This is a genomic window from Paenibacillus pedocola, assembly GCF_031599675.1.
Taxonomy (GTDB): domain Bacteria; phylum Bacillota; class Bacilli; order Paenibacillales; family Paenibacillaceae; genus Paenibacillus_AQ; species Paenibacillus_AQ pedocola.
On the sequence record NZ_CP134223.1, the window covers coordinates 2,571,274 to 2,594,196 of the forward strand.

21 protein-coding genes and 1 tRNA gene are annotated in these 22,923 nt (G+C 53.2%); 16 read left to right on the plus strand and 6 right to left on the minus strand.

What is annotated here, in order from left to right; all coding sequences use genetic code 11:
• Nucleotides 1–180: 180 nt before the first annotated feature.
• The 6 genes from QU597_RS10900 (at nt 181) to QU597_RS10925 (ending at nt 5,896) form a co-directional block, all read left to right on the plus strand.
• Nucleotides 181–1,275 carry a quinone-dependent dihydroorotate dehydrogenase gene (locus QU597_RS10900; protein ID WP_310832654.1) on the plus strand — a complete coding sequence of 365 codons (1,095 nt, stop codon included), beginning with the start codon at nt 181–183 and terminating at the stop codon, nt 1,273–1,275.
• Between the two features lie 28 nt (nt 1,276–1,303).
• Complete coding sequence (yjbM, locus tag QU597_RS10905; RefSeq protein ID WP_310832655.1) at nt 1,304–2,116, plus strand: GTP diphosphokinase; 813 nt, start codon at nt 1,304–1,306, stop codon at nt 2,114–2,116.
• Nucleotides 2,082–2,558 (plus strand): DUF309 domain-containing protein, encoded by a 477-nt coding sequence (locus QU597_RS10910; protein ID WP_310832656.1) that lies wholly within the window; start codon nt 2,082–2,084, stop codon nt 2,556–2,558. Before yjbM ends, QU597_RS10910 begins: the two co-directional genes overlap by 35 nt.
• A 99-nt stretch (nt 2,559–2,657) precedes the next feature.
• Nucleotides 2,658–4,184 (plus strand): RsmB/NOP family class I SAM-dependent RNA methyltransferase, encoded by a 1,527-nt coding sequence (locus QU597_RS10915; RefSeq protein ID WP_310832657.1) that lies wholly within the window; start codon nt 2,658–2,660, stop codon nt 4,182–4,184.
• A gap of 3 nt (nt 4,185–4,187) precedes the next feature.
• Nucleotides 4,188–4,967, plus strand: coding sequence for a pseudouridine synthase (locus QU597_RS10920; RefSeq protein WP_310832658.1), 780 nt, complete (start codon nt 4,188–4,190; stop codon nt 4,965–4,967).
• Nucleotides 4,968–5,098: 131 nt separating this feature from the next.
• Nucleotides 5,099–5,896, plus strand: coding sequence for a Cof-type HAD-IIB family hydrolase (locus QU597_RS10925; RefSeq protein ID WP_310832659.1), 798 nt, complete (start codon nt 5,099–5,101; stop codon nt 5,894–5,896).
• 214 nt (nt 5,897–6,110) lie between these two features.
• On the opposite strand, the gene QU597_RS10930 is transcribed toward QU597_RS10925, so the two are convergent.
• Both QU597_RS10930 and QU597_RS10935 read right to left on the minus strand, forming a co-directional pair.
• Nucleotides 6,111–6,200 (minus strand): YjcZ family sporulation protein, encoded by a 90-nt coding sequence (locus tag QU597_RS10930; protein WP_206104282.1) that lies wholly within the window; start codon nt 6,198–6,200, stop codon nt 6,111–6,113.
• A gap of 124 nt (nt 6,201–6,324) precedes the next feature.
• Nucleotides 6,325–7,704 carry an RsmB/NOP family class I SAM-dependent RNA methyltransferase gene (locus tag QU597_RS10935; protein ID WP_310832660.1) on the minus strand — a complete coding sequence of 460 codons (1,380 nt, stop codon included), beginning with the start codon at nt 7,702–7,704 and terminating at the stop codon, nt 6,325–6,327.
• 184 nt (nt 7,705–7,888) lie between these two features.
• On the opposite strand from QU597_RS10935, the gene QU597_RS10940 reads away from it, so the two are divergent.
• The 3 genes from QU597_RS10940 to QU597_RS10950 are packed head-to-tail and all read left to right on the plus strand — an operon-like array spanning nt 7,889 to nt 13,930.
• Complete coding sequence (locus QU597_RS10940) at nt 7,889–9,025, plus strand: glycosyltransferase family 4 protein (protein WP_310832661.1); 1,137 nt, start codon at nt 7,889–7,891, stop codon at nt 9,023–9,025.
• 4 nt (nt 9,026–9,029) lie between these two features.
• Nucleotides 9,030–10,508, plus strand: a complete 1,479-nt coding sequence (locus tag QU597_RS10945; protein WP_310832662.1) for a metallophosphoesterase family protein — start codon at nt 9,030–9,032, stop codon at nt 10,506–10,508.
• Complete coding sequence (locus QU597_RS10950) at nt 10,505–13,930, plus strand: AAA family ATPase (RefSeq protein WP_310832663.1); 3,426 nt, start codon at nt 10,505–10,507, stop codon at nt 13,928–13,930. Before QU597_RS10945 ends, QU597_RS10950 begins: the two co-directional genes overlap by 4 nt.
• 247 nt (nt 13,931–14,177) lie before the next feature.
• On the opposite strand, the gene QU597_RS10955 is transcribed toward QU597_RS10950, so the two are convergent.
• Together QU597_RS10955 and QU597_RS10960 are read right to left on the minus strand one after the other, a co-directional pair.
• On the minus strand, nt 14,178–14,546 hold the full coding sequence (locus QU597_RS10955) for a hypothetical protein (protein ID WP_310832664.1): 369 nt from the start codon (nt 14,544–14,546) through the stop codon (nt 14,178–14,180).
• 114 nt (nt 14,547–14,660) lie between these two features.
• Nucleotides 14,661–15,779 (minus strand): YkvI family membrane protein, encoded by a 1,119-nt coding sequence (locus tag QU597_RS10960; RefSeq protein WP_206104287.1) that lies wholly within the window; start codon nt 15,777–15,779, stop codon nt 14,661–14,663.
• A 177-nt stretch (nt 15,780–15,956) separates the two neighbouring features.
• On the opposite strand from QU597_RS10960, the gene QU597_RS10965 reads away from it, so the two are divergent.
• From QU597_RS10965 to QU597_RS10975, 3 genes are all read left to right on the plus strand, one after another.
• On the plus strand, nt 15,957–16,529 hold the full coding sequence (locus QU597_RS10965) for a xanthine phosphoribosyltransferase (protein ID WP_054940048.1): 573 nt from the start codon (nt 15,957–15,959) through the stop codon (nt 16,527–16,529).
• A gap of 104 nt (nt 16,530–16,633) precedes the next feature.
• Nucleotides 16,634–16,951, plus strand: a complete 318-nt coding sequence (locus tag QU597_RS10970) for a hypothetical protein (RefSeq protein ID WP_054940049.1) — start codon at nt 16,634–16,636, stop codon at nt 16,949–16,951.
• Nucleotides 16,952–17,068: 117 nt separating this feature from the next.
• A complete protein-coding gene (locus QU597_RS10975) occupies nt 17,069–17,287 on the plus strand; it encodes a hypothetical protein (protein ID WP_310832666.1) in 219 nt (72 codons plus the stop codon).
• An 81-nt stretch (nt 17,288–17,368) separates the two neighbouring features.
• Here QU597_RS10975 and QU597_RS10980 read toward each other — a convergent pair whose 3' ends face one another.
• Nucleotides 17,369–17,824 carry a YhjD family protein gene (locus QU597_RS10980; RefSeq protein WP_310832667.1) on the minus strand — a complete coding sequence of 152 codons (456 nt, stop codon included), beginning with the start codon at nt 17,822–17,824 and terminating at the stop codon, nt 17,369–17,371.
• A 179-nt stretch (nt 17,825–18,003) separates the two neighbouring features.
• Between QU597_RS10980 and QU597_RS10985 the strand changes: the two genes are divergently transcribed.
• Nucleotides 18,004–18,087, plus strand: a tRNA-Leu gene (locus QU597_RS10985).
• A 376-nt stretch (nt 18,088–18,463) separates the two neighbouring features.
• On the opposite strand, the gene QU597_RS10990 is transcribed toward QU597_RS10985, so the two are convergent.
• Complete coding sequence (locus QU597_RS10990) at nt 18,464–19,348, minus strand: SDR family NAD(P)-dependent oxidoreductase (RefSeq protein WP_310832668.1); 885 nt, start codon at nt 19,346–19,348, stop codon at nt 18,464–18,466.
• Nucleotides 19,349–19,491: 143 nt separating this feature from the next.
• On the opposite strand from QU597_RS10990, the gene QU597_RS10995 reads away from it, so the two are divergent.
• From QU597_RS10995 to QU597_RS11005, 3 genes are all read left to right on the plus strand, one after another.
• Entirely contained in the window at nt 19,492–19,950 is a 459-nt protein-coding gene (locus tag QU597_RS10995; protein WP_310832669.1) for a MarR family winged helix-turn-helix transcriptional regulator, read from the plus strand.
• A 191-nt stretch (nt 19,951–20,141) separates the two neighbouring features.
• Nucleotides 20,142–21,044: a GNAT family N-acetyltransferase gene (locus QU597_RS11000; protein ID WP_310832670.1), complete on the plus strand. Its 903-nt coding sequence runs from the start codon at nt 20,142–20,144 to the stop codon at nt 21,042–21,044.
• Between the two features lie 241 nt (nt 21,045–21,285).
• Nucleotides 21,286–22,896 (plus strand): response regulator, encoded by a 1,611-nt coding sequence (locus tag QU597_RS11005; RefSeq protein ID WP_310832671.1) that lies wholly within the window; start codon nt 21,286–21,288, stop codon nt 22,894–22,896.
• Nucleotides 22,897–22,923 lie beyond the last annotated feature (27 nt).

Consider the following 22,923-nt stretch of genomic DNA (forward strand, 5'->3'; position numbering starts at 1 on the left):
GATTACCCTTACATTGTAATGGGTTTAGGAGAAAATTACTATACTCTCCACTTCAGCCCGGAAACTCCGCAACCCAAAAAACTTTTCTTTTCCCCCGGAAACGGATAAAATTAAGAAGAAAACTAACAGAAACGGGGAGTCGGAGGACGAATCGAGTGATCCCTTGAAGGAGCGAGAACGGTGCTGTATCGACATTTTGGCAAACCTATTTTCTTTAAAATGGACCCGGAGAAGGCACATCATCTCGTCATAGGCGGATTAAACAAATCGGCACTGGTTCCGGGCGGCAGTGCGGCCATGCGTTTGATGTATGGTGTCCCTGAAACCGCGGATATGGCAGTAGATCTGTTCGGCCTGCATTTCCCCACTCCGGTGGGACTGGCAGCGGGACTGGACAAAAATGCCGAGGCGGTGGGCGGCTTTTCGTCAATCGGCTTCGGATTTATGGAGGTTGGTACGGTAACCCCGAAAGGGCAGCCCGGCAATGACAGTCCGCGGTTGTTCCGTCTTCTTCCGGACGAAGCGCTCATTAACCGGATGGGCTTCAATAATGAAGGTGCGGAGGCTATGGCGGAACGGCTTAAGGTACAGGGGAAACGCAGGATACCGGTGGCGGTCAACATCGGGCGCAACAAAGCCACTCCGAATGAAACGGCGCATGAGGATTACCGCAAGTGTATCCGTACGCTATATCCGTACGGTGATTTTTTTGTGGTCAATATCAGCTCTCCGAATACACCGGATTTGCGCAGTCTTCAGCATGGAAGCGAGCTGTCAAAGCTGCTGGCCGAGGTCAAAGAAGAAATGGCCATCCAGCGGAACAAGAGCGGCATAGCTAAAAGCCTGCTGGTCAAGATTGCTCCGGACGTCAGCGACAGTGAACTGGAATTCATGGTACATACACTTTCGGAGGCGGGAGTAGATGGCGTTATTGCCACCAACACGACATTGAGCCGTGAAGGATTGACCAGTGAAAAAGCTGGAGAAACAGGAGGGCTAAGCGGCAAGCCGCTGAGAGACCGTTCTACAGATATTATCCGCAGTATTTACCGCCAGACCGGCGGGAAGCTGCCAATCATTGGCTCGGGCGGGATTTTTAGCAGCCAGGATGCTTATGACAAAATCCGGGCAGGTGCAAGCCTGGTTGAAATTTATACGGCTCTCATCTATGAAGGACCGGAGGTTAACCGCAGACTGCATGCCGGACTCAGGAAGCTGCTGCGGCGGGACGGATTCTCTCATATCCTAGAAGCGGTGGGCGCCGATCATCACTGAAGGATGAATGGACAGGAGGACGAAGGCGATGGACGGCAGGGACTGGGGAACTTTTTTGCTTCCATATGAACAGACTGTGGAGGAACTTAAGGTTAAATTTAAAACAATGCGCTCGGAGCTTAAGAAAAGAGAAGAATATACGCCGATTGAGTTCGTAACAGGACGTGTAAAACGGCTGTCCAGCATACTGGAGAAGGCCCAGCGGCTTAATGTGAAGATGGAGGATCTGGAAACGGGCATTGAAGATATCGCCGGCATACGGATTATGTGCCAGTTCGTTGAGGATATCCGTAGAGTGGCGGAATATATCCGTGCCCGTAAAGATCTTGAAGTGCTGTATGAGAAAGATTACATCACCAATTATAAGGAAAGCGGCTACCGCAGCTTCCATATGATTATTAAATATCCTGTGCAAACCGCTCTGGGACAAAAGATTGTACTTGCCGAAATTCAAATCCGTACACTCGCGATGAATTTCTGGGCTACGATTGAACATTCCCTGAACTATAAATACCGCGAAAGCCTGCCGGATGAAATGCGGATACGCCTGAAAACGGCTGCGGAGGCCGCGTCGATCCTGGATAGTGAAATGTCCAGTATCCGCGAAGAGATTCTGGAAGCACAAAAGACGTTCGAGGAAAATTCGAATATGACCACGCAGGTACTTAAGGCGATTCATCAATTGTATTTCTACCATTTGGTGAATGAGGCGATTGAAAGCCAGGAGCGGTTCAACGCGATCTGGCAGGCGCAGGATATGGAAGCCATGAAAGAACTGCTGGACCATGTGCGGGAGCTGCTCTCAAGTGCGAAGAAGGACAGTCTGCCGGATGGCCTATGAACCGCTGTACCTGGCTTATCTGGTCTACTTCAACCGTGACAGAGATTATTTTGAATGCCATGAGGTGCTTGAAGAGCTGTGGCTGGCCCAGGAACGCGATCCTTTGTATAAAGCCCTGCTGCAGGTAGCAGTCGGGCTGTATCATTTTCGGAATGGCAATGTACGCGGCGCTACGATTATGATGGACCGGGCACATGGTGCGCTAAGGACATATCCTGACGAAATACTTGGCATAGATCTTGCTAAGCTGGTACGGGAAGCGGGAATATATGCGGAGCAGTTGAATGCCTATGCAGCTCATCCTTTTCCGTATTACGATCTGACGATCGATATTATGGATCCGGCACTGGCTGAAGAAGTAAAGCTGGCTGCTGCCGGCATTACGCCGAATCAGCCCCAGCGGCGCGGGCCCAAGCGGCCGGACAAAGCGCATCGCAAATAAGATGACGCAATATCATTACACCATCAGGAGCACCCCTCAGGGGTGTTCCTTGAATTATTAATCTCTAAATTCAGGTAACACAAGCAGGAGGACGGCATCATGGCGGCACAACTGCCCAGCGCATTCACGGAACGGATGAAGGAACTGCTGGGGATGGAATATGAGCAATTTGCGGAAACGTATAAGGAAACACCTTATGCAGGGATCCGTGTCAACACACTAAAAATTACAGTCCAGGTGCTGCTGGAACGCTCGCCCTTTGAGCTTCAGCCCATTCCCTGGTGTCCCACGGGATTCTACACGGAGGATGGGGCAAGACCCGGCAAACATCCGTTTTACCACGCCGGGTTGTATTACATTCAGGAGCCGAGCGCCATGGCACCGGTTGAGCTGCTTAATGTACAGCCGGGCGACCGTGTACTCGATCTGTGTGCCGCTCCAGGCGGCAAATCCACGCAGATCGCAGCCAAGCTGCAGGGTCAAGGTCTTCTTGTCAGCAACGATCTTCATCCTGAGCGGACCAAGGCGCTGGCTAAGAATCTGGAGCTGTACGGCGTCAGAAACGGCATTGTGCTGAACGAGAGCCCGGAACGGATTGCTGCAGCTTTTCCGGGTTTTTTCGACCGGATTCTGATCGATGCCCCTTGCTCCGGCGAGGGCATGTTCCGCAAAGACGAAGATATGGTGAAGCAGTGGGAGCCGGGAACACCCCGGAAGTATGCCGATATGCAGCGGGATATACTGCGCTCGGCCGCGGAAGCATTAACCCCGGGCGGAACGATAGTCTATTCGACTTGCACCTTTGCTCCCGAGGAGAATGAGGGGTCCATTCTGGAGTTTCTCGCCAGCCATCCGCAGTTTACAGCGGTTCCGGCTGGTGGGACCGGCAGCTTCTCGCCGGGCCTCGGTGAATTGCCCGAGGCTGCGCGGCTGTGGCCGCATAAGGTCAAGGGCGAAGGCCATTTCATGGCGGTGCTCCGCCATGACGGAAGCACTGCTGCGCAGGGAGATGCCGGGAACGCGGACACCGCGCTCCCGGTTTCCGTGCACAGCAAGGGTGGTAAGCCCTCGCCGGCTGCCAAAACGGCAGGAGACAGAGGGGATGGCGGCCGCGGAGGCAAAGGCGGACGCGCTTCCGGCAAAGGCGGCGCGCCGAAGGGACGCGAGCCGCAGGGGTCCGGGGAAGAGGCTGCGCTCGCAGCCTATGCCGAGTTCTGCAGGGAGCAGCTCGGCTGGCAGCCGGATGGTCATCCGGTGATGTTCGGCGACCACCTGTACATCTCCCCGCTGCCAAAGGAAGCGCTGAATGGACTGAAGACAATCCGCCCGGGCTGGTATGTAGGCCATGTGCGCAGCGGCAGGTTTATACCCGGCCATCCGCTGGCTACTGCGCTGCAGCCGGCTGAGTGCTGCCGCAGCCTGTCTCTGTCCAGCGGGAACGGCGAGGCGGTGTCCTATCTAAAAGGCGAAACGCTGGCTATTCCTGAGCAGCGCCTGTCCGTGAAGCCCGGAAGTACAAGCAAGGGCTATGTACTTGTCTGTATCGACGGTTTCAGTGCCGGCTGGGCGAAATGGCAGGAAGGTATGCTTAAGAATGAATATCCCGCAGGCTGGAGGTGGACTTAAGGCATGAGCGCACCAGGAAATAAGAAACAACGGATTGATAAAGTGCTGTCCCATATGGGCATTGGCTCCCGCAGTGAAATCCGCAAACAGGCGAAGCAGGGACTAATCACTGTGAACGGTGCTGTGGTCAAAGACAGCGGTTTTCATGTGGACCCTTACAAAGACGAGATTGAGGTGGCCGGTGAACCGGTCCGCTACCGTGAATATGTGTATTTGATGATGAATAAGCCGCCGGGTGTCTTGTCTGCCACTGAAGACAAGCGGGACCGGACTGTGCTTGATTTACTGAAGCCGGAGCACGCGCAGTTCGAACCGTTTCCGGTCGGCAGGCTGGACAAGGATACCGTCGGACTGCTGCTGCTCACCAATGACGGCAAGCTTGCCCATGAGCTGCTCTCCCCGCGCAAGCATGTGCCGAAGACCTATGAGGCTACGGTTGAGGGAGAGGTGGATGCTGAAGATGTTGCGGCATTTGCCGCCGGAGTCGAGCTGGAGGACGGATACGTCACACTTCCCGCACAGTTAACGATTCTCAGCCGGGAACGCGGCACTAAGACGATCTCGCACATCTCTCTTACCATTACGGAAGGGAAATTCCATCAGGTGAAGCGGATGTTCATCGCTGTAGGCAAAAAGGTAACTTTTTTGAAGCGGGTATCGATGGGGGAATTAACGCTGGATGAAAGTCTGCCGCTGGGTGCCTGCCGGGAATTGACCGCTGCGGAACTGGCGCTGTTGACAGCAGCGGATGGAGCGGCAGATCTGACAGCGGAGTCCCGCTAGGCGATTTAATACAGGCTTAATTAAAGTGTAGTCTCTCGTTGACCGGACTTTGGTAAGCTTGCTTAATATATAGGCTGAAATAAGAACTAAACTTTTATAGCTGATAAACAGAGAGACAAGGATGGTGGGGTATGAAATACAAACTGATTGCATTAGACGTGGATGGGACACTGCTGAACGATGATCATCACTTAAGCGACGAGAATAAAGAAGCGATAGCCGAAGTTACACGGAAGGGCGGACAAATTGTATTATGTACGGGCCGCAGCCCGCAGAATTCAATTCCTTTTATGGAAGAGCTGGGATTGTCCGGGTATGTGCTTGGACACAACGGTGGAGCGACGGTATCGGTAAGTGACCGCAAAGTGCTTGATCAATACGGTATGGACGGACGCGGGCTGGACCCGTATATCGAATATTGCCGGACGCATAATATACATTTCGATGTCAGTACCGCCTTTGAGATGTATGTTGATAATGCGGATAATCTGACCAAGGAAGCTCATTTCATGTATGAGCATTTCCGGATCGTCCCCGCGTCTCTGCCTGCCTGGGAGGAATTCCGCGAACCGATTGTCAAATTCACTGTATTCACGCAAGCAGACATTTTGGATGAAGCAATGCGCGAATGGGGAACCTGGACCCAACAGTACAACCTTCAGCGCAGCGGAGAGTTTTTTGCTGATTTTATGCATCATGAAGCGTCTAAAGGCAATGCGCTGAAGAACCTTGCAGCGAGGCTCGGAATTCAGCGGGAAGAAGTGCTGTCTATCGGGAATTATTATAATGACATTTCCATGCTGACTTATGCGGGTCTGGGCATTGCAATGGAGAATTCACCGCTTGAAGTCAAAGCTGCTGCGGATGCGGTTACAGGTACGAATAACGAACATGGCGTGCGTGATGCATTATTAAAATATTGTCTGTAGCCCTCATTTGAAATCGAAGCAAAGCATAAACCGGTGCCGGACGGCGCTGTTTTATGCTTTTTTGTCATGTGCCGGATTGTTGCAAAAGGGGGATCAAACCGGTATTTGTTAAGGAGCGGCGCTGAAAGTAATCCACATGCAAAAAAGCGGCTGTTCCGCCCTGTTTAGGACGGTACGGCCGCTTGTTGTCACTGTTGCAGTGTCTCGGATGGAATTAGACAAACAACGAACGGGAAATGATGACTAGCAAAATGAAGAGTACCAAAATCGCACCGGTCGATGTGAAGCCTGGCATTGTACCCATGTCTGATTCCTCCCTTAACTCATGTCTGGTTCCCATTGCCGTGAACTTGGCTGCGGCATCCCTGGGATAATGACATCATATGCGAAGGAAGGTCTTGTGAACTGGTCAGCTGCCTAACCCGCCGTCAAGATGGGCTTTTTAGAATTCGGAGTCCTTTAGGCAGATGGTTCTTAAGCTGGCCGGAGCTGGCTTTGCCCCAGCTGACCGGCAGACCCTCTACCGTAACAAGCGTCCAGCCGTGCAGCTCTGTCGGAACCGGCAGGCTTTCGCCTCGCAGCCAGGCCTGAATATCCAGACTGTCCGCTGCCAAATCAAAGCTGCGTGCTGCCTGCTGAGGCTTCAGTGCCATTGCCAGGGCGTGAGCTGGTTCAATCCGGTTCTTCTTCAGGTGGGCAATATGCAGGCCGGCACGGGGGACCTTGAGGCCCTCAAGCAGGCCGGTATGCATACGTTCACTGAATGACTCCGGCAGTAAGTATAACGATTCACCGAACAGAAGGGGCACGCCCTGACCGGTAAATCCGGGAAGCTCGGCCGCGGCCCAGTTCATGAATTGCTGATAGGCATCCCGGACGGAGGACGTGAGCCGGGGGCCGCTTTTGCCCCGGTCGGCATTTCGTTTACTGCGGGGACTTCCGCTGTCGTCATTGTCTGCCTTACGCAGCAGTGCTACAAAATGCCCTTCGCCTTTTTCCAGATGCGGCCAGAGTCTTTTTTGCGTAATGAGTTCCATCTCGGGATAAGCCGCTGTAAACCGCGCAATGGTGTCCTCATTTTCTTGACGGTTGAATGTACAAGTCGAGTAGGCCATAGTACCGCCGGGCTTCAGCATGAGGTAGGCATCCTGTAAAATATCCCACTGCCTTTCTGCACACATCTTCACATGCTCAGGTGACCATTCGCTGACGGCGTCGGGATCTTTACGGAACATGCCTTCCCCCGAGCAGGGCGCGTCAAGCATTATCCGGTCGAAGACCTCCGGGAACCGCCGCGACAATTCCCCTGGATTGCTGCTTGTCACCAGTGCGTTGGAAATACCGAGCCGCTCGACGTTCTCAGCCAGAATTTTGGCCCGTTCGGGGTGTATCTCATTTGAGACAAGCAGTCCTTGTCCCTGCATCAAAGAAGCGAGATGTGTAGTTTTGCCGCCGGGCGCTGCGGCCAGATCAAGCACGGTTTCACCAGGGAGCGGAGCCAGCAGCTGGGCGGCGGACATTGCCGACGGTTCCTGAATATAATATAATCCGGCGGAATGATAAGGATGTCTGCCCGGCCGGGCTGGATCATCATAGTAATAGCCTGCGGGGCACCACGGAACCGGCGTCAGGTCAAACAGTGAAATTGCATGCGCAGAAGGGCCGCTGCCGGGAGCATATTTTAAAGTGTTGAACCGTAGCCCTTGAGTCCTCGGCATATTATAGCTGTGCAGAAAAGCGTCCGCCTCCTGCCCCAGCATCTCTTTCATGGCAGTGGTATAAGCGGCGGGCAGCCGTTCTTCGTTCATAAGTCATTCTCCTCTAGTTAATTTCAAAACAGGCTCAAGTGTTCTTATTCCTTGCTGTTTCAGGTGGATACCGATAAAATCAAGGTATGGGACCTAAGCGTGCCTGTAAATGTACATATATACAACTATATCATAATTGCCGGGTCTCACCGTAATCAGGGCAATCGAAAAGGGGATGTACCTTATGAATTTGCTGCAAGCGCTATTCTTCCCGCCGGAGCAGCCCGGTGGCGTATCTTCTATGATCCCTTATCTGCAGGAGCGGTTCCGTTCCAGCCGCTGGGATATGGATTTATTCTGGCTGCCCAAGCGAATTCGGGGCAAGGGACGCGAAGAGATTGTCTTTGAGACATTCGACTGGACATTGTACGGCGAAAGTCCGGTTGTGCAAAAATATATTCAGACCTACCGCGATTATATCTGGTGGACGAAGCTGCGGATGAACAAGCAGTATGATCTGATCCATGCCCATCATCCGATTGCCGGACTGGCGATGAAAAAAATCTATCCGGACATTCCCCTCATTCAAACGCTGCATTCCAGCTATGAACGCGAGCTGATTTTGAATGGTGTTATTGAAGAGGGTGGCGTGGAGCATCAGTTTCTGGTATCCATTTACCGCGAGCTGGAGCATGCCAGCGACCGTCTGATGACGGTATCACGCTCGTTCGCCGACTATTTAGCACCTTATATTGATCATCCTGATCACATCAGCATTATTCCTAACGGTTTTGATGAAAAAAGATTTAAACCGGTGCCGCATGACAACAGCATTCCGCAACTTGTGACAGTCACCCGCCTGGTACCGGCGAAAGGGATTGATACCTTATTTAAAGCCTGTGCAGAGCTGAAAAGCCGCGGCCATGAATATGTGCTGCATATTATCGGGGATGGACCTTCACGGGCTGAGCTGGAGCTGCTCGCGCAGGAGCTCGGAATTTATAATGAAACAATTTTTTACGGGTATACACTGCATCCGGAGGAGTTTATGCCGTTCTTTGATATCTTTGTACTGCCGTCACGCGCGGAAGCGTTCGGTTCGGTGTTTGCGGAAGCTGCGCTTAGCTGTCTTGCTCTGGTAGGCACGAATGTAGGCGGGATTCCGGAACAGATTGAGGACGGGGTGAACGGCCTGCTGGTGAACCCGGATGATCAGCTGGCGCTTGCGGATGCGCTGGAAAAGGTGATTACCGATCCGGGCTACCGCTATGAGCTGTCGAGATCTGCATGGGATAAAGCGAAGAGCCTTTATTCTCTGACCCGTGTCGCCAATGAGCTCAAGAAAACGTATTTGCAGTATCAGCCGGGAACGAAAGGGTGAGCAGATGATTCCTTTCCGTTTTCTGCATGCTGCGGATCTGCATCTGGACAGCCGGTTTACCGGACTTTCGCAGCTTCCTCAAGCCATACGCTCCTATTTACGGGAATCCACCTTCGCCGCCCTCGGGCGGCTTGTTGGCGTAGCTATTGAGGAGAAAGTTGATTTCGTTGTGATCAGCGGCGATGTATATGATGTTTCCGACGCATCACTGCAGGGCCAGCTGCGTTTTTATGAGGCACTGAGGGAACTGGGTGCCCACGGCATCCATGTCTATCTCATTCATGGCAATCATGATCCGCTCGATGGACCCCGCTTGCAAATGGAGCTGCCGGAGCATGTGACTGTGTTCGGTGCCGGAGAGCCAGGACAAGCTGTTGCCTGCCGCCGCAGCGATGGCAGAGAGGTTGCTGTAATCAGCGGCATTTCCTATCCCACGGCTAAGGTCACAGAGAATACGGCACTGCTGTTCAACCGCAAGCCGGGGAGTACCTTGTTTCATATCGCTTTACTCCACGGAAATGTGGATGGTGATCTGCAGCATGAAACCTATTCGCCGTGCAGCCGCAAGGATCTGATCGGACGCGGATTCGATTATTGGGCGCTGGGCCATATCCATAAACGCAGCATTCTGCACGAGAATCCTGTAATCGTCTATCCGGGCAATATCCAAGGGCGCAGCGTCAAGGAGACCGGTCCTAAAGGCTGCTATGTTGTTGAAGTGAATGAAGAAGGGTATGCGCAGCTCCGGTTCCGTGAACTCGATTCTGTCCGCTGGCAGGTGCGGGAGATTCCGATTGAAGGCCTGGCGGACGAAGCGGAATGGACACAGGCTGTGGAACAGGCGGTGGAAGATATCCGGGAAGAGCTTCCGCAGCTGATGTCTGTCGTGCGCTTCCGGCTCACCGGCAGGGGAAAGGTGCACCGGATACTTTCGGAAAAAGGAGCTGCAGCCGATCTGCTTACCGAGCTGCAGCGGCGGGAAACGGTCCGAGCCGAACGCAGGGAGTATGCCGGACTCGTCTGGACCGAAGGTTTCGCGGTGGAAACCGGCCTGGCGGTTGACCGGGAGCGATTGCTTCAGGAGGACAGCTTCCTCGGTGAAATGTTGCGGCACTCCAGACTTAGCGGACAATCTGCGGAAGGGCTGGATGATCTGCTCTCTGCTGCGCTGAAGCCGCTGATGGAGAACCGGGAGCTGCGCAGGCTGCTCGCCGGCACCGGGGAAGAAGAGAAGCTGGGGTGGCTGACCAGTGCTGCGGAGCTCGGTATTACCCTGCTTAGCGGCGTGGAGGACGAGCGCGGGGCAGCAGGACCACTATTCTCCAATGGAGCGGCTGCTGGCCGGCAGGAGGAAGTTACTATGCCGAGTGAATGGAATGAGGCGGGAGCAGGGCGTGAAGCTACAGTCCGTTATGGAATACCTGAAACGGATCAAGCGGTGGCTATGCAGCCTGGCCGGCAGGAGCGGGAGGCTGAAGAATGAGGATTGAGCAGTTGCAGATCGGCGGCTTTGGGCGCCTGCAGCAGCGGGAGATCGGGCTGCAGGAGGGGGTTACCGTCCTGTATGGGCGCAATGAAGCCGGCAAAAGCACGACGCTGCAGTTTATCCGGGCTATGCTGTTCGGAATCCCCAGCAGGGCTAATCCGGCGGAGAGATATGAGCCGGCACAGGGTGGGCAGCACGGGGGTGTGCTGACCGCTTACGACCGGGAAGGGGCGCGCTGGATGATCCGCCGTTACGCTGCGGGCGGAGAATTGCAGGGGCGGAGCGAAAAACTGAGCATTACCGTCAGCCATCCCGATGGCAGAACAGAAGAAGCAACACAGGAAGAGCTGGAGCGGCGGCTTTTGGGTGGGATCTCACGAAGTATGTTCCGCCAGCTGTTCGCCGTGACGCTTGACGAGCTGCAGGAGCTCGGCGCGCTGCAGTCCGAGGAGATGAGCAGCTATTTGTTCCATGCCGGTATGGGCGGGGGCGGGGAAATTATGCGGGCCGAGCGTAAGCTTATCCAGGATGCAGAGAAGCTGTATAAGCCGCGGGGCAAGGTACAAGAGGCTGCAAAGATCCTGCAGCAAATCGAGAAGCTGGAGCGCGAGATGGCAGAAAGCCGCTCTTTTCTGCCGAGATATAACGAGAATTTGGCCGCACTTGAATGGACGGAACAGAAATTGATGCAGCTGGAGGAATCCCGCACGGGAGCCGGCAACAGGCTGGCGCTGCTGCGCAAAGCTGCAGATATCCGTGAGCTGTGGCTGAAATGGCGTGAAGCCCGCCTCGAGCTTGCCGATCTGCCAGTGATCGAGTCTTTTCCGGATAACGGAATGGCCCGGTGGCAGGCGCTGGAGGGGGAGATCCGAAACGCAGAGAGTGCAGTGTACCGGCTTAAACGCCTGCAAGACGAGCTTGATGCTGAGCTTGCAGAGCATCCGCCGGACGAGCTGCTGGTTGCACAGGGTCCGGTGCTTGAGCAGCTCGACCGCCGCCGGTCCAGCTATGAGGACCGGCGGGCTGAACGCCAGCGGCTGGAAGCCGAGCTTGCCTCACAGCAGGCACATCTGGAGCGCATCCTGCGCAGCATTGATGCTGGCTGGGGCCTGGCGGAGCTTGCCGGATTCTCCGGCTCAGCAGCGGACCGTGAAGCTGCACGGCGCTTCGCTGCGGCATTTGCCGGCTACGACCGGCGGATGGAGGCCCGGGAGGCGGAGTGGCAAAGCCTCCGCTCCCGGATGGCCGCCGCTGCTGCCGCGCTGCAGGCGGCAGAACGCTCGCTTGCGCGCGAGCATGCAAGCGGCGCAGCTGACTTCGCGGGCCTCGCCACGCGCAGCCCGCGTGAGGTGCTGCAGCTGTGGGACGAGCTGCAGCAGGCCGCCGAGCGCTGGCGCGAAGCGCAGCTCGGCGCGGGTGCCGGTGCCGGACGCAGCCCCGGCACAGGAGACCGCCGGGCGGCACGCTACCGGCGGCTGCTTGCCGCAGGCGCAGCGCTCACGCTGCTGCTGCCGGCGGCGCTGCAGCTGACCGGCGCGGGGCCGGTCAGCGTCTGGTCCGCGCTCGGCCTGCTGGCCGCCGTGGACCTTGCCCTGTGGGCCGGCCTGCGCGCAGCCGGCCGGGCTTCGTCCCCGCCGGGAGCTGGCGGGGACATCGGGGCCGCCGCAGCCGAGATGCTGCGGCTGCGGGAGCTTTTACTCTCCGGCGCGGAGCCGGAGAGCGGACTGAGCCGGCCGGGACGCAGGCCGGCGGGCGGCACCAGCCCTGATGCCGGCGTGCTGGAGGCCGGGATGAAAGAGCTGCGCCGCCTGATGGAAGCGTGGAACGCTTGGCGGCAGCGGATGGACCGGCTGTCCGGCGAGCATGAGACCTGCCGGACAGAAGCAGAAGCGCTCGCCGGGCAGGAGCGCGCACTGGCCGAAGAGCTGAACCGTGCCGAGGCTGAGTTCACGGAGCTGGACGAACGATATGCTGAGTGGCTGCGTCAGCGCAGCCTGCCGGAGGGCTTGTCGCCGGAAGGCCTGCCGGATATTTTTGCACTGGTCGAGCAGGGCAACGACCTGCTTCGCCAGCATAGCAAGCTGACTCAGCGGCTCAAAGAGCTGGAGGCAGAATGCGGCGCATATGAGCAGGAAGCCTTGTTGCTGATGCAGCAGGTCGGAATGACAGCTGCCAGCCGTTCAACTGCCTCTAATCCAGGCAGATCAGCGAGCACAGCAGGTATTGTTCCAGCATCTATTCATCCGGACATTCCGTCGGATGCTGAGATAACCGATACTCTGACAGATTCAAATGGCATCCCTGCCATTCAGTCGCAAGAAACGCTGGAAGCTTTTATTATTCCAGTTATAGCTTTGAATACAGCAATCACCGGACAGGACAACCCCTATTTTAATTCGCTTGAAGGTGACAGCGATGCTGGAATTTCTGTATTCACGCTGCTCAGCTGGCTGGAGACCCGGAAGCGGGATTGGGATTTGTTGAAGCGTGAACTGCTGCGCCGGGAGGGCATCCATACCCGGATGACCGAGGTGCAGGTGGAACTTGCGGAGCATAGCCGGATCCTGGAGGATTTGAAGCAGCGCAGCAGCAGCCTGCTGCGAGAGGGAGGAGCCTTGGACGGTGAAGATTTTCTGCGGCGTTCGTCGGCGGTGCAGCTGCGGGTCGAACTGACGAAATCTATCCGTCAATGGGAGTTGGCGATGTTCGGCGGCTGGGAGGGCGGCGGGGCAGAACAGCTGCAGCAGCTTCTGGAGCATCATGATGCCTTGGCGCTGGAACAGGAACGGTCCGCCGCCGAGGATACGGCGGCTAACATTGAGGAAGAACGGAATACACTCCTGCAGCAGCGGGGCAAGCTGCTGCAAGAACGGGAATATTTGAAGGAACGCTGTATGCAGGATACCGTCAATCAGCAGCTGGAGGAACAGCGGACTGCGTTGCGGAGTCTGGCAGGGCAATATGCAGTAAACGCATTAGCTGCAGAATTGATCGGCCGGACAAGACGGATTTATGAGCAGGAGAAGCAACCGCAAGTGCTGCAGCTCGCCTCTGCCTACTTCGCGAAGCTGACGGAAGGGGAATACCGGCGGATTGTAATGACACTAGGGCATAAGGAGCTAAAAGCAGAGCATGTAACCTTAGGACTTATAGACAGCGGGCTGCTTAGCCGGGGTACAGCGGAACAGCTCTATCTCGCAATCCGGCTGGCTCTGGCCGGGACGATGACCCTTCAGAACAGCCTGCCTCTCCTCTTCGATGATCTGTTCGTCAATTTTGATGAACAACGTCTGTTTGCAGCATTGGCTCTGATTGGTGAGCTGTCGGCCGCCCGGCAAATCGTAATGATGACCTGCCACCGCCATGTAGCGGAAGCAGCTGCACGGATTCTTCCCGCTGCCGCAGTAATCACAGTATAAAGAGCAGGCATAGGCTGAGGGCTTCTCTAGGAACCGTTTCCCTGTCCATGAGACAGTGTTCAGTTCCAAGGCCCTCGCCTCCTGCTTTTTTACTGTTTCAGAAATTTTATTTTTAATCTGCTGTGGTTACTATGGCTATAAAGGTTGGAAGAGTGTTTATGTCTGCTGGACAAGGTTACTCATGAAAAATGAAAGAAGTCATTCTACAGAGCTGGAGCTGGAGTAGGAGTTGGAGCCGTAGCCGGAGTTAAAGCTGGAGCTGTGATGGCGGGCAAAGAATATCGGGAAACGGGGAAGACAAGCATCGAGAGTACTGTGCACCCCCCGAATCTGCCACCAGCAGGCAGAATGAGTGAATCAAAGGTATAAATCCCCCCGATTCTGCCGCTAGCAGGCAGATTGAGTAAATCAAAGGTATAAATCCCTTTGATTCTGCCGCCAGCAGGCAGATTGAGTAAATCAAAGGTATAAATCCCTCTGATTCTGCCGCCAGCAGGCAGATTGAGTAAATCAAAGGTATAAATCCCTCTGATTCTGCCGCCAGCAGGCAGATTGAGTGAATCAAAGGGATAAATCCCCCTGATTCTGCCGCCAGCAGGCAGATTGAATGAATCAAAGGTATAAATCCCTCTGATTCTGCCACAAGCGTGCAGACCGAGAAAATCAGAGGGATAAATCCCTCTGATTCACATCGGAGCTGGGCCCTTCCCGGGTGTAGGGGGAGGTTAAGTTATTTTCTGATCCGGATCGCTGGCTTTACAGCGACAATAGTGATTCCTTTACTTTCGGGGCTGGGGGGTTCGCCTGTACGCGGCGGCAGCGACGTTGGGGCCCGCAGTAGCATGATGACCCAGACCAGTGCCAGGGCACCGAAGATCGGGTAAAATACTCCAAGCAGCGAGCTGAAGCCGAATTGGCTGAACAAATAGCAGATCAGCATGAGCAGCGGCGTTACCAGGGTTGGTGCAATAGGAAGACGCTGTTTCAGCTGCACACTGACTCCATAAATATCGGCAACAAAGGTGCTGAAGATTTCCAGAAAGATCAGCAGGAGATAGATCAGCTGCACAATAGGGCCGAGACGGAAGGCGATGCTGCCCATGGGAACCTCAAACTGCAGGATGCCCGGCATCTGCGAGCTCATAGCAAAATGTGCAGCCAGCAGCATAAACCCAATTCCGAGCCCGCCAAGAACGCCGCCGCGCACCAGGGCTTGTTCATCATCCGTGTGCCGGGCCAGCGGAACAAGTACGGCTTGGGCCATTCCGAGGTTAAAGGCAGTATAGAGCAGCGGTGACATCCATGCGCCAAAGATGCTGCTGTCCGTCTGCAGGAATAGAAAACGCTCCGCACCGGGCAGCCCGAATGTATTAAAAATAATGATTAGCGACAGAGTAAGCATCAAAGGCACAACCAGACTGTTGATTTGTAAAATTCCGTTAATCCCGCGTTTCAGCAAAAAATAAGATCCAAGAATAGTAATCAGCAGTCCGGCCTGATAGGGAAGCCCCAGATGCTCCTGGAAAATGGCTCCAGCCCCTGCTAACATGATACTGTTCACCCCGATCAGAATGACCATCGTAAAGAGACTGATGCTGGCCCCTGCTTTTTCGCCAAACAGATGCCGGTTGAAATCCTCATACGAATCTGCCTCAATCCGCCGGGCGATGATCATCATCTTGGTACCCAGCCATATGAACAGCGCAGTCGATAACAGGATGGTCAGGAGTGCAAAGTGGCCGTACCGGGTGAAAAAACGGAGAATCTCCTGCCCGGTAGCAAAGCCGGCGCCTACGATGGTGCCGATATAAGTGAAAGCAATTTGCAGCGTGCGGACATGCGATTTCATAGCTACCCTCCTTTAGTAATCTAATTATAAAATGGGCAGCGCCCGCAGGATTGCCTTGTGCAGTCCGTATAGTACAGGTTATGATGATGAGCAGAAGGACATGACTTCCGCCTAATGAAATGAGCAATAAGGAAAGTGGAACGTCTGGAATTATAAAGGTAATGGAGGTACACAGTCATGGAAGTTTTGAAACAGCGGATTTTGCAGGAAGGGGTTGTCCTTTCGGATCAGGTGCTGAAGCTGGATGCTCTGCTTAACCACCAGGTTGATCCTATCCTTACGATGGAAATGGGACGGGAGTTTGCCGGGAGATTTGCGGATGCCGGTGTTACACGTGTGGTTACCGTGGAGTCCTCGGGTATTGCCGTGGCGTTTGCCACCGCATTGGAAATGAAAGTGCCGCTGGTGTTCGCACGCCGCAAAAAAACGCTGCTGGCCGATCCCGATGCGCTGTGTGAGCGGGTTCCGTCGTTCACCAAAGGAATCGTGACCGATATTATGCTGTCCCGCCAATATATCTCGGCAGATGATAAAGTTCTGTTTATCGATGATATTATCGCTAACGGTGATGCTGCGCGCGGACTTATCAAGATTATCCAGCGTTCCGGGGCTGAACTGGTCGGACTGGGTGTTGTCGTTGAGAAATGCTTCCAGGCAGGAGCACGTACAATTAGAGAGCAGGGCATCCGGCTTGAATCTCTTGTCCGCATCACTTCTCTTGAAGATGGTAAGGTTGTCTTTGGCGAATAACCCGTGACAATTAACAGAACATAGCCTATTTTTAAAACATCTTCTTTTCACCCTATAACTTTTCCTTTATAATAAGCATTAGACATAGGAGAGGAGGCGTCACAATGGGGAAAGAACCGGTGACAGAGCAATTTTTTATTGATAAACTAACCGAGGCCAAGGATCATTTCGAGCGTGCGCTGGATTGTAAACACACAGAGTTCGACGACCTGTATCCCTATATGATTGAACATCCTCAATTTTTCTGGTACAAACGTTATGTCGCATGGTCGGAACTTTTGACTATCACTAGTCTGTGTCAAGAGCTGGATTTCAACTGGAAAGAGAATTTCACAGAAAATCAGGTTGAGTATCTGGAACAACGTGTGATGTCCGCTAAAGTTCTTGATTTCTGGTTTGAGAAGAATGAAGCGCTGATATAGGAATTTGGTTAAGCAGGCAAGACCCAAATGAGCTCTCATTTGGGTCTTTTTTTGGATACAAGAGTGTTATCTATTTCAAAATGATACATGCTATAACAGAAGGGGGAATTCAAGCATATGATTAGCGATGAACAGCTGGATGCCTACCGCATTTCCGGCGAGAAAATACGTGTCATTCGAGACGCTCTGGAGAGCAATGATGTTAAGGGCATTATTCTGGCCTGGGATGATTCCCAGGTGATGGTGCGCCGTCCCAATAAACGTGTAGTGAAGCTGGACCGCAACTACATATTCCAGCCCTTCTCGGAACCGAGACAGGCTCTGGAAGAATTATAGGATCACCCGCGAATAACAGATGCAGCCCCCATCCAGTAGGACGGGGGCTGTCTGTTATGTTGTAAAGATTAGCCGTCAAAGTTAAATGGACAAAGCCATCTGTTCAACGCTTTCCGGTTTAGGCAGAACGGCGAGCTCAGGGTTCAGTCCCAGGTAAGCGCGCATGCGCTGCATCATCTCACTACGGAAGCCGGGCCATTGGATGTTGATCTCACCAGTGTAGCCCCGGCATATATATTGAGCTTCGACGCCGCGCTGATCCTGGCGGATAGTGGTGATCTTCAAGTTGCGGGAGCCCAGCTCACGGGTCACTTCCTGGAGCATCAGTGAGGTTTTCTTGGTCGCGCCCGACACCAGCTCCATGTAGAGCTGCGGAGTCTTGAACAGCCCGCTCTTACCAATGACCCGGCAATCACGTTCAAATACTTTATGAATAAACGTTAGCAGCAAGTAGCTTCTGACAAGGGACAATTCGTCTTTGGTTATATCTTCAGGAATAATTGGTGTGTTTAGTGTGGGTCTGTTGGTAGTCGCCATTATAAATCACCTCATTTATAGTATGCGAACCTTTGTTCTTATTATACCTCTAATTTATAATTAAAAGCAATAAATATCCAAAAATTAATGAAACAAAAGAAAAATAAAAAAAGGTTGACTCCAATTTCCCCACATGTTAAGATCTATCTTGTGGCCGCGAGAGCGAGTCAACATAATATGCGGTCGTGGCGGAATTGGCAGACGCGCACGGTTCAGGTCCGTGTGGTAGCAATATCGTGGAGGTTCGAGTCCTCTCGACCGCATCATGAATCAATAAAAGGCACGTATAATCACCCTTTCGGTGTTATACGTGCCTTTTTTGTATGTTTGAAATTAAACTGATTTCCTTCTGCTCCAATGATGATAGAACGTAGGGAATCAGCAGCATCCGTGGAAAGTCCGGCGCATATTCTGAGCCCATTGCACTTGAACTTCCCAAGGGATGAAATGTCTGCCGCGCGGGTAAGGCAGTGGTGTTGACATGGTTATACCGGGAGGCGCGTTCACTGTCCATAAAGCTTTGTACGCGGTTCTCAGTCGTCACTCCCGGCGGATTTTCATAACCAACGAAGGTTATGCTAGTTAGCGCTTTAACGACTTGTCAGCAATCATAGGCATCTGTACTCGTTCCTGACAAAATTAATGCGTGCTTTTCTCAAAGTGGAAAGGCTTCAACAAGTTTTCAGTAGCCTCCCATAATTTACGTTGCTGTGCTGCATCTCCGCCGGGATAGACAGGTTCAATAGGTTTGCCGGTACCCACATTGAAATATCCGCCTGTTAATTCCCCGTATTGCGGTTCCAGAATGAGGCGGGTGATGATTTCTGTTCCTCTATGCGGGTCGCCTATATGAAAGAGCTTTAAAAGACGTTCTATGACGGCTGCGAACCTAAGCTCACGTCCAAGACCGGTGACATTAAAGCCAGGATTTAGCGCATTTACAGTGATTCCGGTATCAGACCACTTACGGGCCAGCTCAGCAGTAAACATGATATTGAGCAATTTGGTCTTGCCATAGATTGCCGATGAGCCGCGGGCTGTAAAGGGAGTGGTATCGTTTAAATCCCCGGGCAGCTGTAAGCTTCCGTGATTACGCGAAGCTTCCGAGGCCACATTGACGACTCTGGCTTTGCCTGCGTTTCGCAGGGAGGGCTCTAAGGCACGGGTTAACAGCCAAGGCGCTAAGTAGTTAACTGCGATCATTTCTGCGAAGCCTTCCGGAGTAATACGCGGTTCAAAGGCATGGATACCTGCATTGTTCAATAAGACGTCGATGCTGAAATGGGCTGCTGTGATTTCTTGACCGATTCTGCTGACATCCTTCATTAACGAGAGATCGCCGTAAAAAAATTCAACTTGCGCCGCGGGACTGTGTTGTTCAATTTTGATTTTTGTGGCTTCAGCCCGCTCTTTGTTTCTGGCTGTCAGAACGAGCTGAAAGCCGCGTTTGGCGAGTTCTATTGCAGCAAGCTGTCCCAGGCCGCTGGTGGCTCCGGTTATGACTGCGGTAGGATTTGTAGACATGAGTTCAGTCTCCTTTGTGTGATACAATACGTTTTAACAGGAAATGAATATGATTGATATATGTCCACTATATTGATATGATTGATATATGTCAACTAAATTATGAATTCATTGTTGTTCCGTAGGAAAGAAAGGTGAGGAAATTGAAGAGAAATACTACCGGAGATGAACCAAGAGAGCAGCTTGAAATTGCATTAGGAGAGCAGCTGAATGCACTGCTCAGCGCCTCTCACGCCATAAATGTCAGGGCTGCGGCCCGGTTCGATGCATCCTTACAGCCTGCGGCATTTCATCTAATCCGCTGGCTGTACTCTTACGGGCCGGCCAGTGCTGCGGTGTTGGCGGATTCAACAGCAATGGACCGCAGCTCGGTCAGCCGTCTGATCAAACAATTGGAGTCTTTGGGTTATGTGCACAGAGAGGCCTCACCTGAGGATGGCCGGGCTATTCTTTTGTCATTGACAGAGCAAGGGCAGCAAATGACGGTTGAAGCGCTTAAAGAAAAGGGATCTTTGTTTTATGAGCGGATTGCCGGCTGGGAAGACAAGCAGCTGTATGAATTTATTGAACTGCTTAGAAAGTTTAACGGCTTGGAGAGTTAGCCGGAACTCTATTCGTCTCTATTCCGTTCCTTGTGCGTAATCAGGATCCGGCCGCGGCCCAGATGCGTATAGTCCATCCAGTTCAGCTATAGTCGGGAGATTCCATGCTCTGGTAAAATGATGAAGCGAATATCTTAGAGGGATTATGGTAATGGATTCAACTGTGTTTTATTCGGATAGGGGGAAGTCTGTTGATTATTGAAAAATTGGATGAGGTTCGAAAGGAAGAGTTCCTGAACTTCTGCCGGAAGCACCGGAATGAGCTGGATGATTCTTTTCTGTATGAGGAGGACCTTGCGGAGTATGAGCCTAATGCCGAGAACCCTACTTATATCGCGCTGAATCCGTATGGAGCAATCGCTGGAGCGGCTTCGCTTATTCTGGATGATTACAGCCGCAGAGGCCGGAAAGCCCGGTTCCGAATTCTGCATGCGGAAACGGACGATCCGGAAGTATACCGGGAGCTGCTGCAAGCGGTTCTTCAGTATACAGCAGGACTGGATAAGCTGAATATTTTTGTTCCGACGGTAAATACGGGAGATATGGATAAGCTGACAGCTGCGGGTTTTACAGTCGAGAGATATTCTTATCTCCTTGTTCGGGACGAGGAAGTGCTGCCTGAAACCTCAATTCCTGAAGGTTATGAGCTGCGGCCGTTTCAGCCAGGAGTCGATGAAGCCGTGTGGTGTGAGGTCAGAAATGCCGGCTTCGCCAAGCTTAAGGGGAGCGAGACGCCGGCGACTCCGGATATGGTGAGTTCCATGATTGCCGGAGCGGATTATATCGAGGGCGGAATGCTGCTGCTGTATCACGGCGGCAAGGCTGTCGGGATTGTGCGCGGGGCTGATGATGAGTACAATGATGCGCCGATTATGAACATTGGACCGGTGGCGCTCTTGCCTGAATATCAGGGAAAAGGACTCGGGAGGGTTCTGCTTAGAGCAGCGCTGCATCTCTCAAGAAACAAGGGCTATACCCGCAGCATCCTGTGTGTGAATGCGGAGAATGAACGGGCACAAGCGTTGTACACCGGTGAAGGCTTCAAGCAGGTGGAGGCAGCAGCCTGTTACAAATATGATTTGACGGTGCAGTAATGTTACTTGGCTGAACCGTTCGACTGGTGTCGAAAAAGGTGCGCTCCTTCAATTGGAGCGCACCTTTTTTTGTTAGCTTAAGTTTAGCTTGAGCCGTCTGTAGTACAGCCAGGTATCACGGCTTCACATACTTTACAATTTCTATAATTCCAAAAAAGCAGGAGAACTTCGTTCTGCGTAGAAAATTTTTACATAATGATATTTAATTTGGTTAATTTTTTGAATCGAAAGGAATATGCCTATGAAAACGCTGGTTATTGTGGACGATGAGCCGTCGGTTATAAACGGGCTGCGCACTTATGTGGATTGGGCCGGGCAGGGTATCGAGCTGATTGGGACGGCTGATGACGGGGATAAGGGGCTTGCGCTAATAAGTGAACTTAGGCCCGATATCGTGCTGACCGATGTGCAGATGCCGGCTATGGATGGGATCGCAATGGCGGCGGAGGTCCGTGCCCTGCTTCCGGACACCAAAATCGTGTTCATCAGCGGGCATAATGATGCCGAATATCTGCGGTCTGCACTGCAGATGCATGCGGCGGATTATATTTTTAAGCCGGTGAGCCGTAAAGAATTATCGGTGGTGATGGGCAAAGTGACAGCAGCGCTGGATGCGGAGCGGAGGGAGCGGCAGCTGGTGAAGGATATGCAGGTCAAGCTGACGCAGAGCATGCCGTTACTTCGTGAGAAATTTCTGCTGTCTGTAATCAGTGACAACATCCATCCGGAACGGGTTCATGACAAGCTGGCCTTTCTGGGGCTGCAGAGCCTTGCTGCGGATAGCTACATCATCATGGTCATTGTGATAGATGATGTACCGCAGGTGATGGATGTCCGCACCGAGCAGGATAAGCAGCTGTTATCGTATACAGTGCTGAATATTATTCAGGAGCTTATAGATGAACAAATGCGCGGAGTTACTTTTGAAAAAGAGCCGGGTGAGTATGTCGGTATTCTCCTGCCCGGTCAGCAGTTCTCGGAAGATGATCTGCTGCAGCTGGCGGAATTGATCCGGGATAACCTGAGGAAGTGGCTGAAGCTGAGTGTGACCATCGGTGTCGGTGAGGGGGTGAGCAGCCTATCTGAGCTGCCTGCTTCCTATAGGCAGGCCCGGGGAGCCGCTGACCAGAAATGGTACCTGGGTAAAAACCGTATTCTCACAATGGATAACATCGAATCCGCAGAGAACCTCCGCTACCGGTTTGAGCCGGAATGGGGAGAACGGGTGCTGACCTCGATCAAGTCGGGGGATAGCAGCCGCCTGCATATAGAGCTAGCTGAAATGTTCGGCCTGCTGGAGAAAAACCGCGGACAGGGCCCGCGTTATGCGCAGAACGTCAGTCTGCATCTGATTCTGCAATCCGGCCAGGTGCTGCTGGAGCTGAACGGGATGACGGCAGAGTGGGAGCAGCGGGAGCTGGCGGCCTGGAAAGCGGTGGCCCGGCAGGAGACAATGCAGGATCTGCTCATATTCACAGAGTCGTATTTGCAGCAGGTCTGTGAATTCGTGCAGTTGAAGCGGAGCGGTAAAGCGAGTGAGACAATTGCGCGGGTCCGCCGCCTGATCGAGGCGCGATATGCCGAGAATTTGACCGTGGCTGATATTGCAGCCGGGGTATATCTCAGTCCCACTTATGTCAGGCTGCTGTTCAAGCAGGAGACGGGAGAAACGCTGTTCGAGTACTTAACCAAGGTGAGGATCGAGAAGGCCAAGCAGCTGCTGGGTGACCCCCAGAACAAATTCTATGAGGTGTGTTTTGCGGTAGGCTATACCGATCCCAGCCACTTCAGCAAGCTGTTCAAAAAAATGACCGGCTTTACACCAAGCGCCTACCGGGAGCAGCACCATTAGATTCGTTTAGCGGAAGGGAAGGAGAGT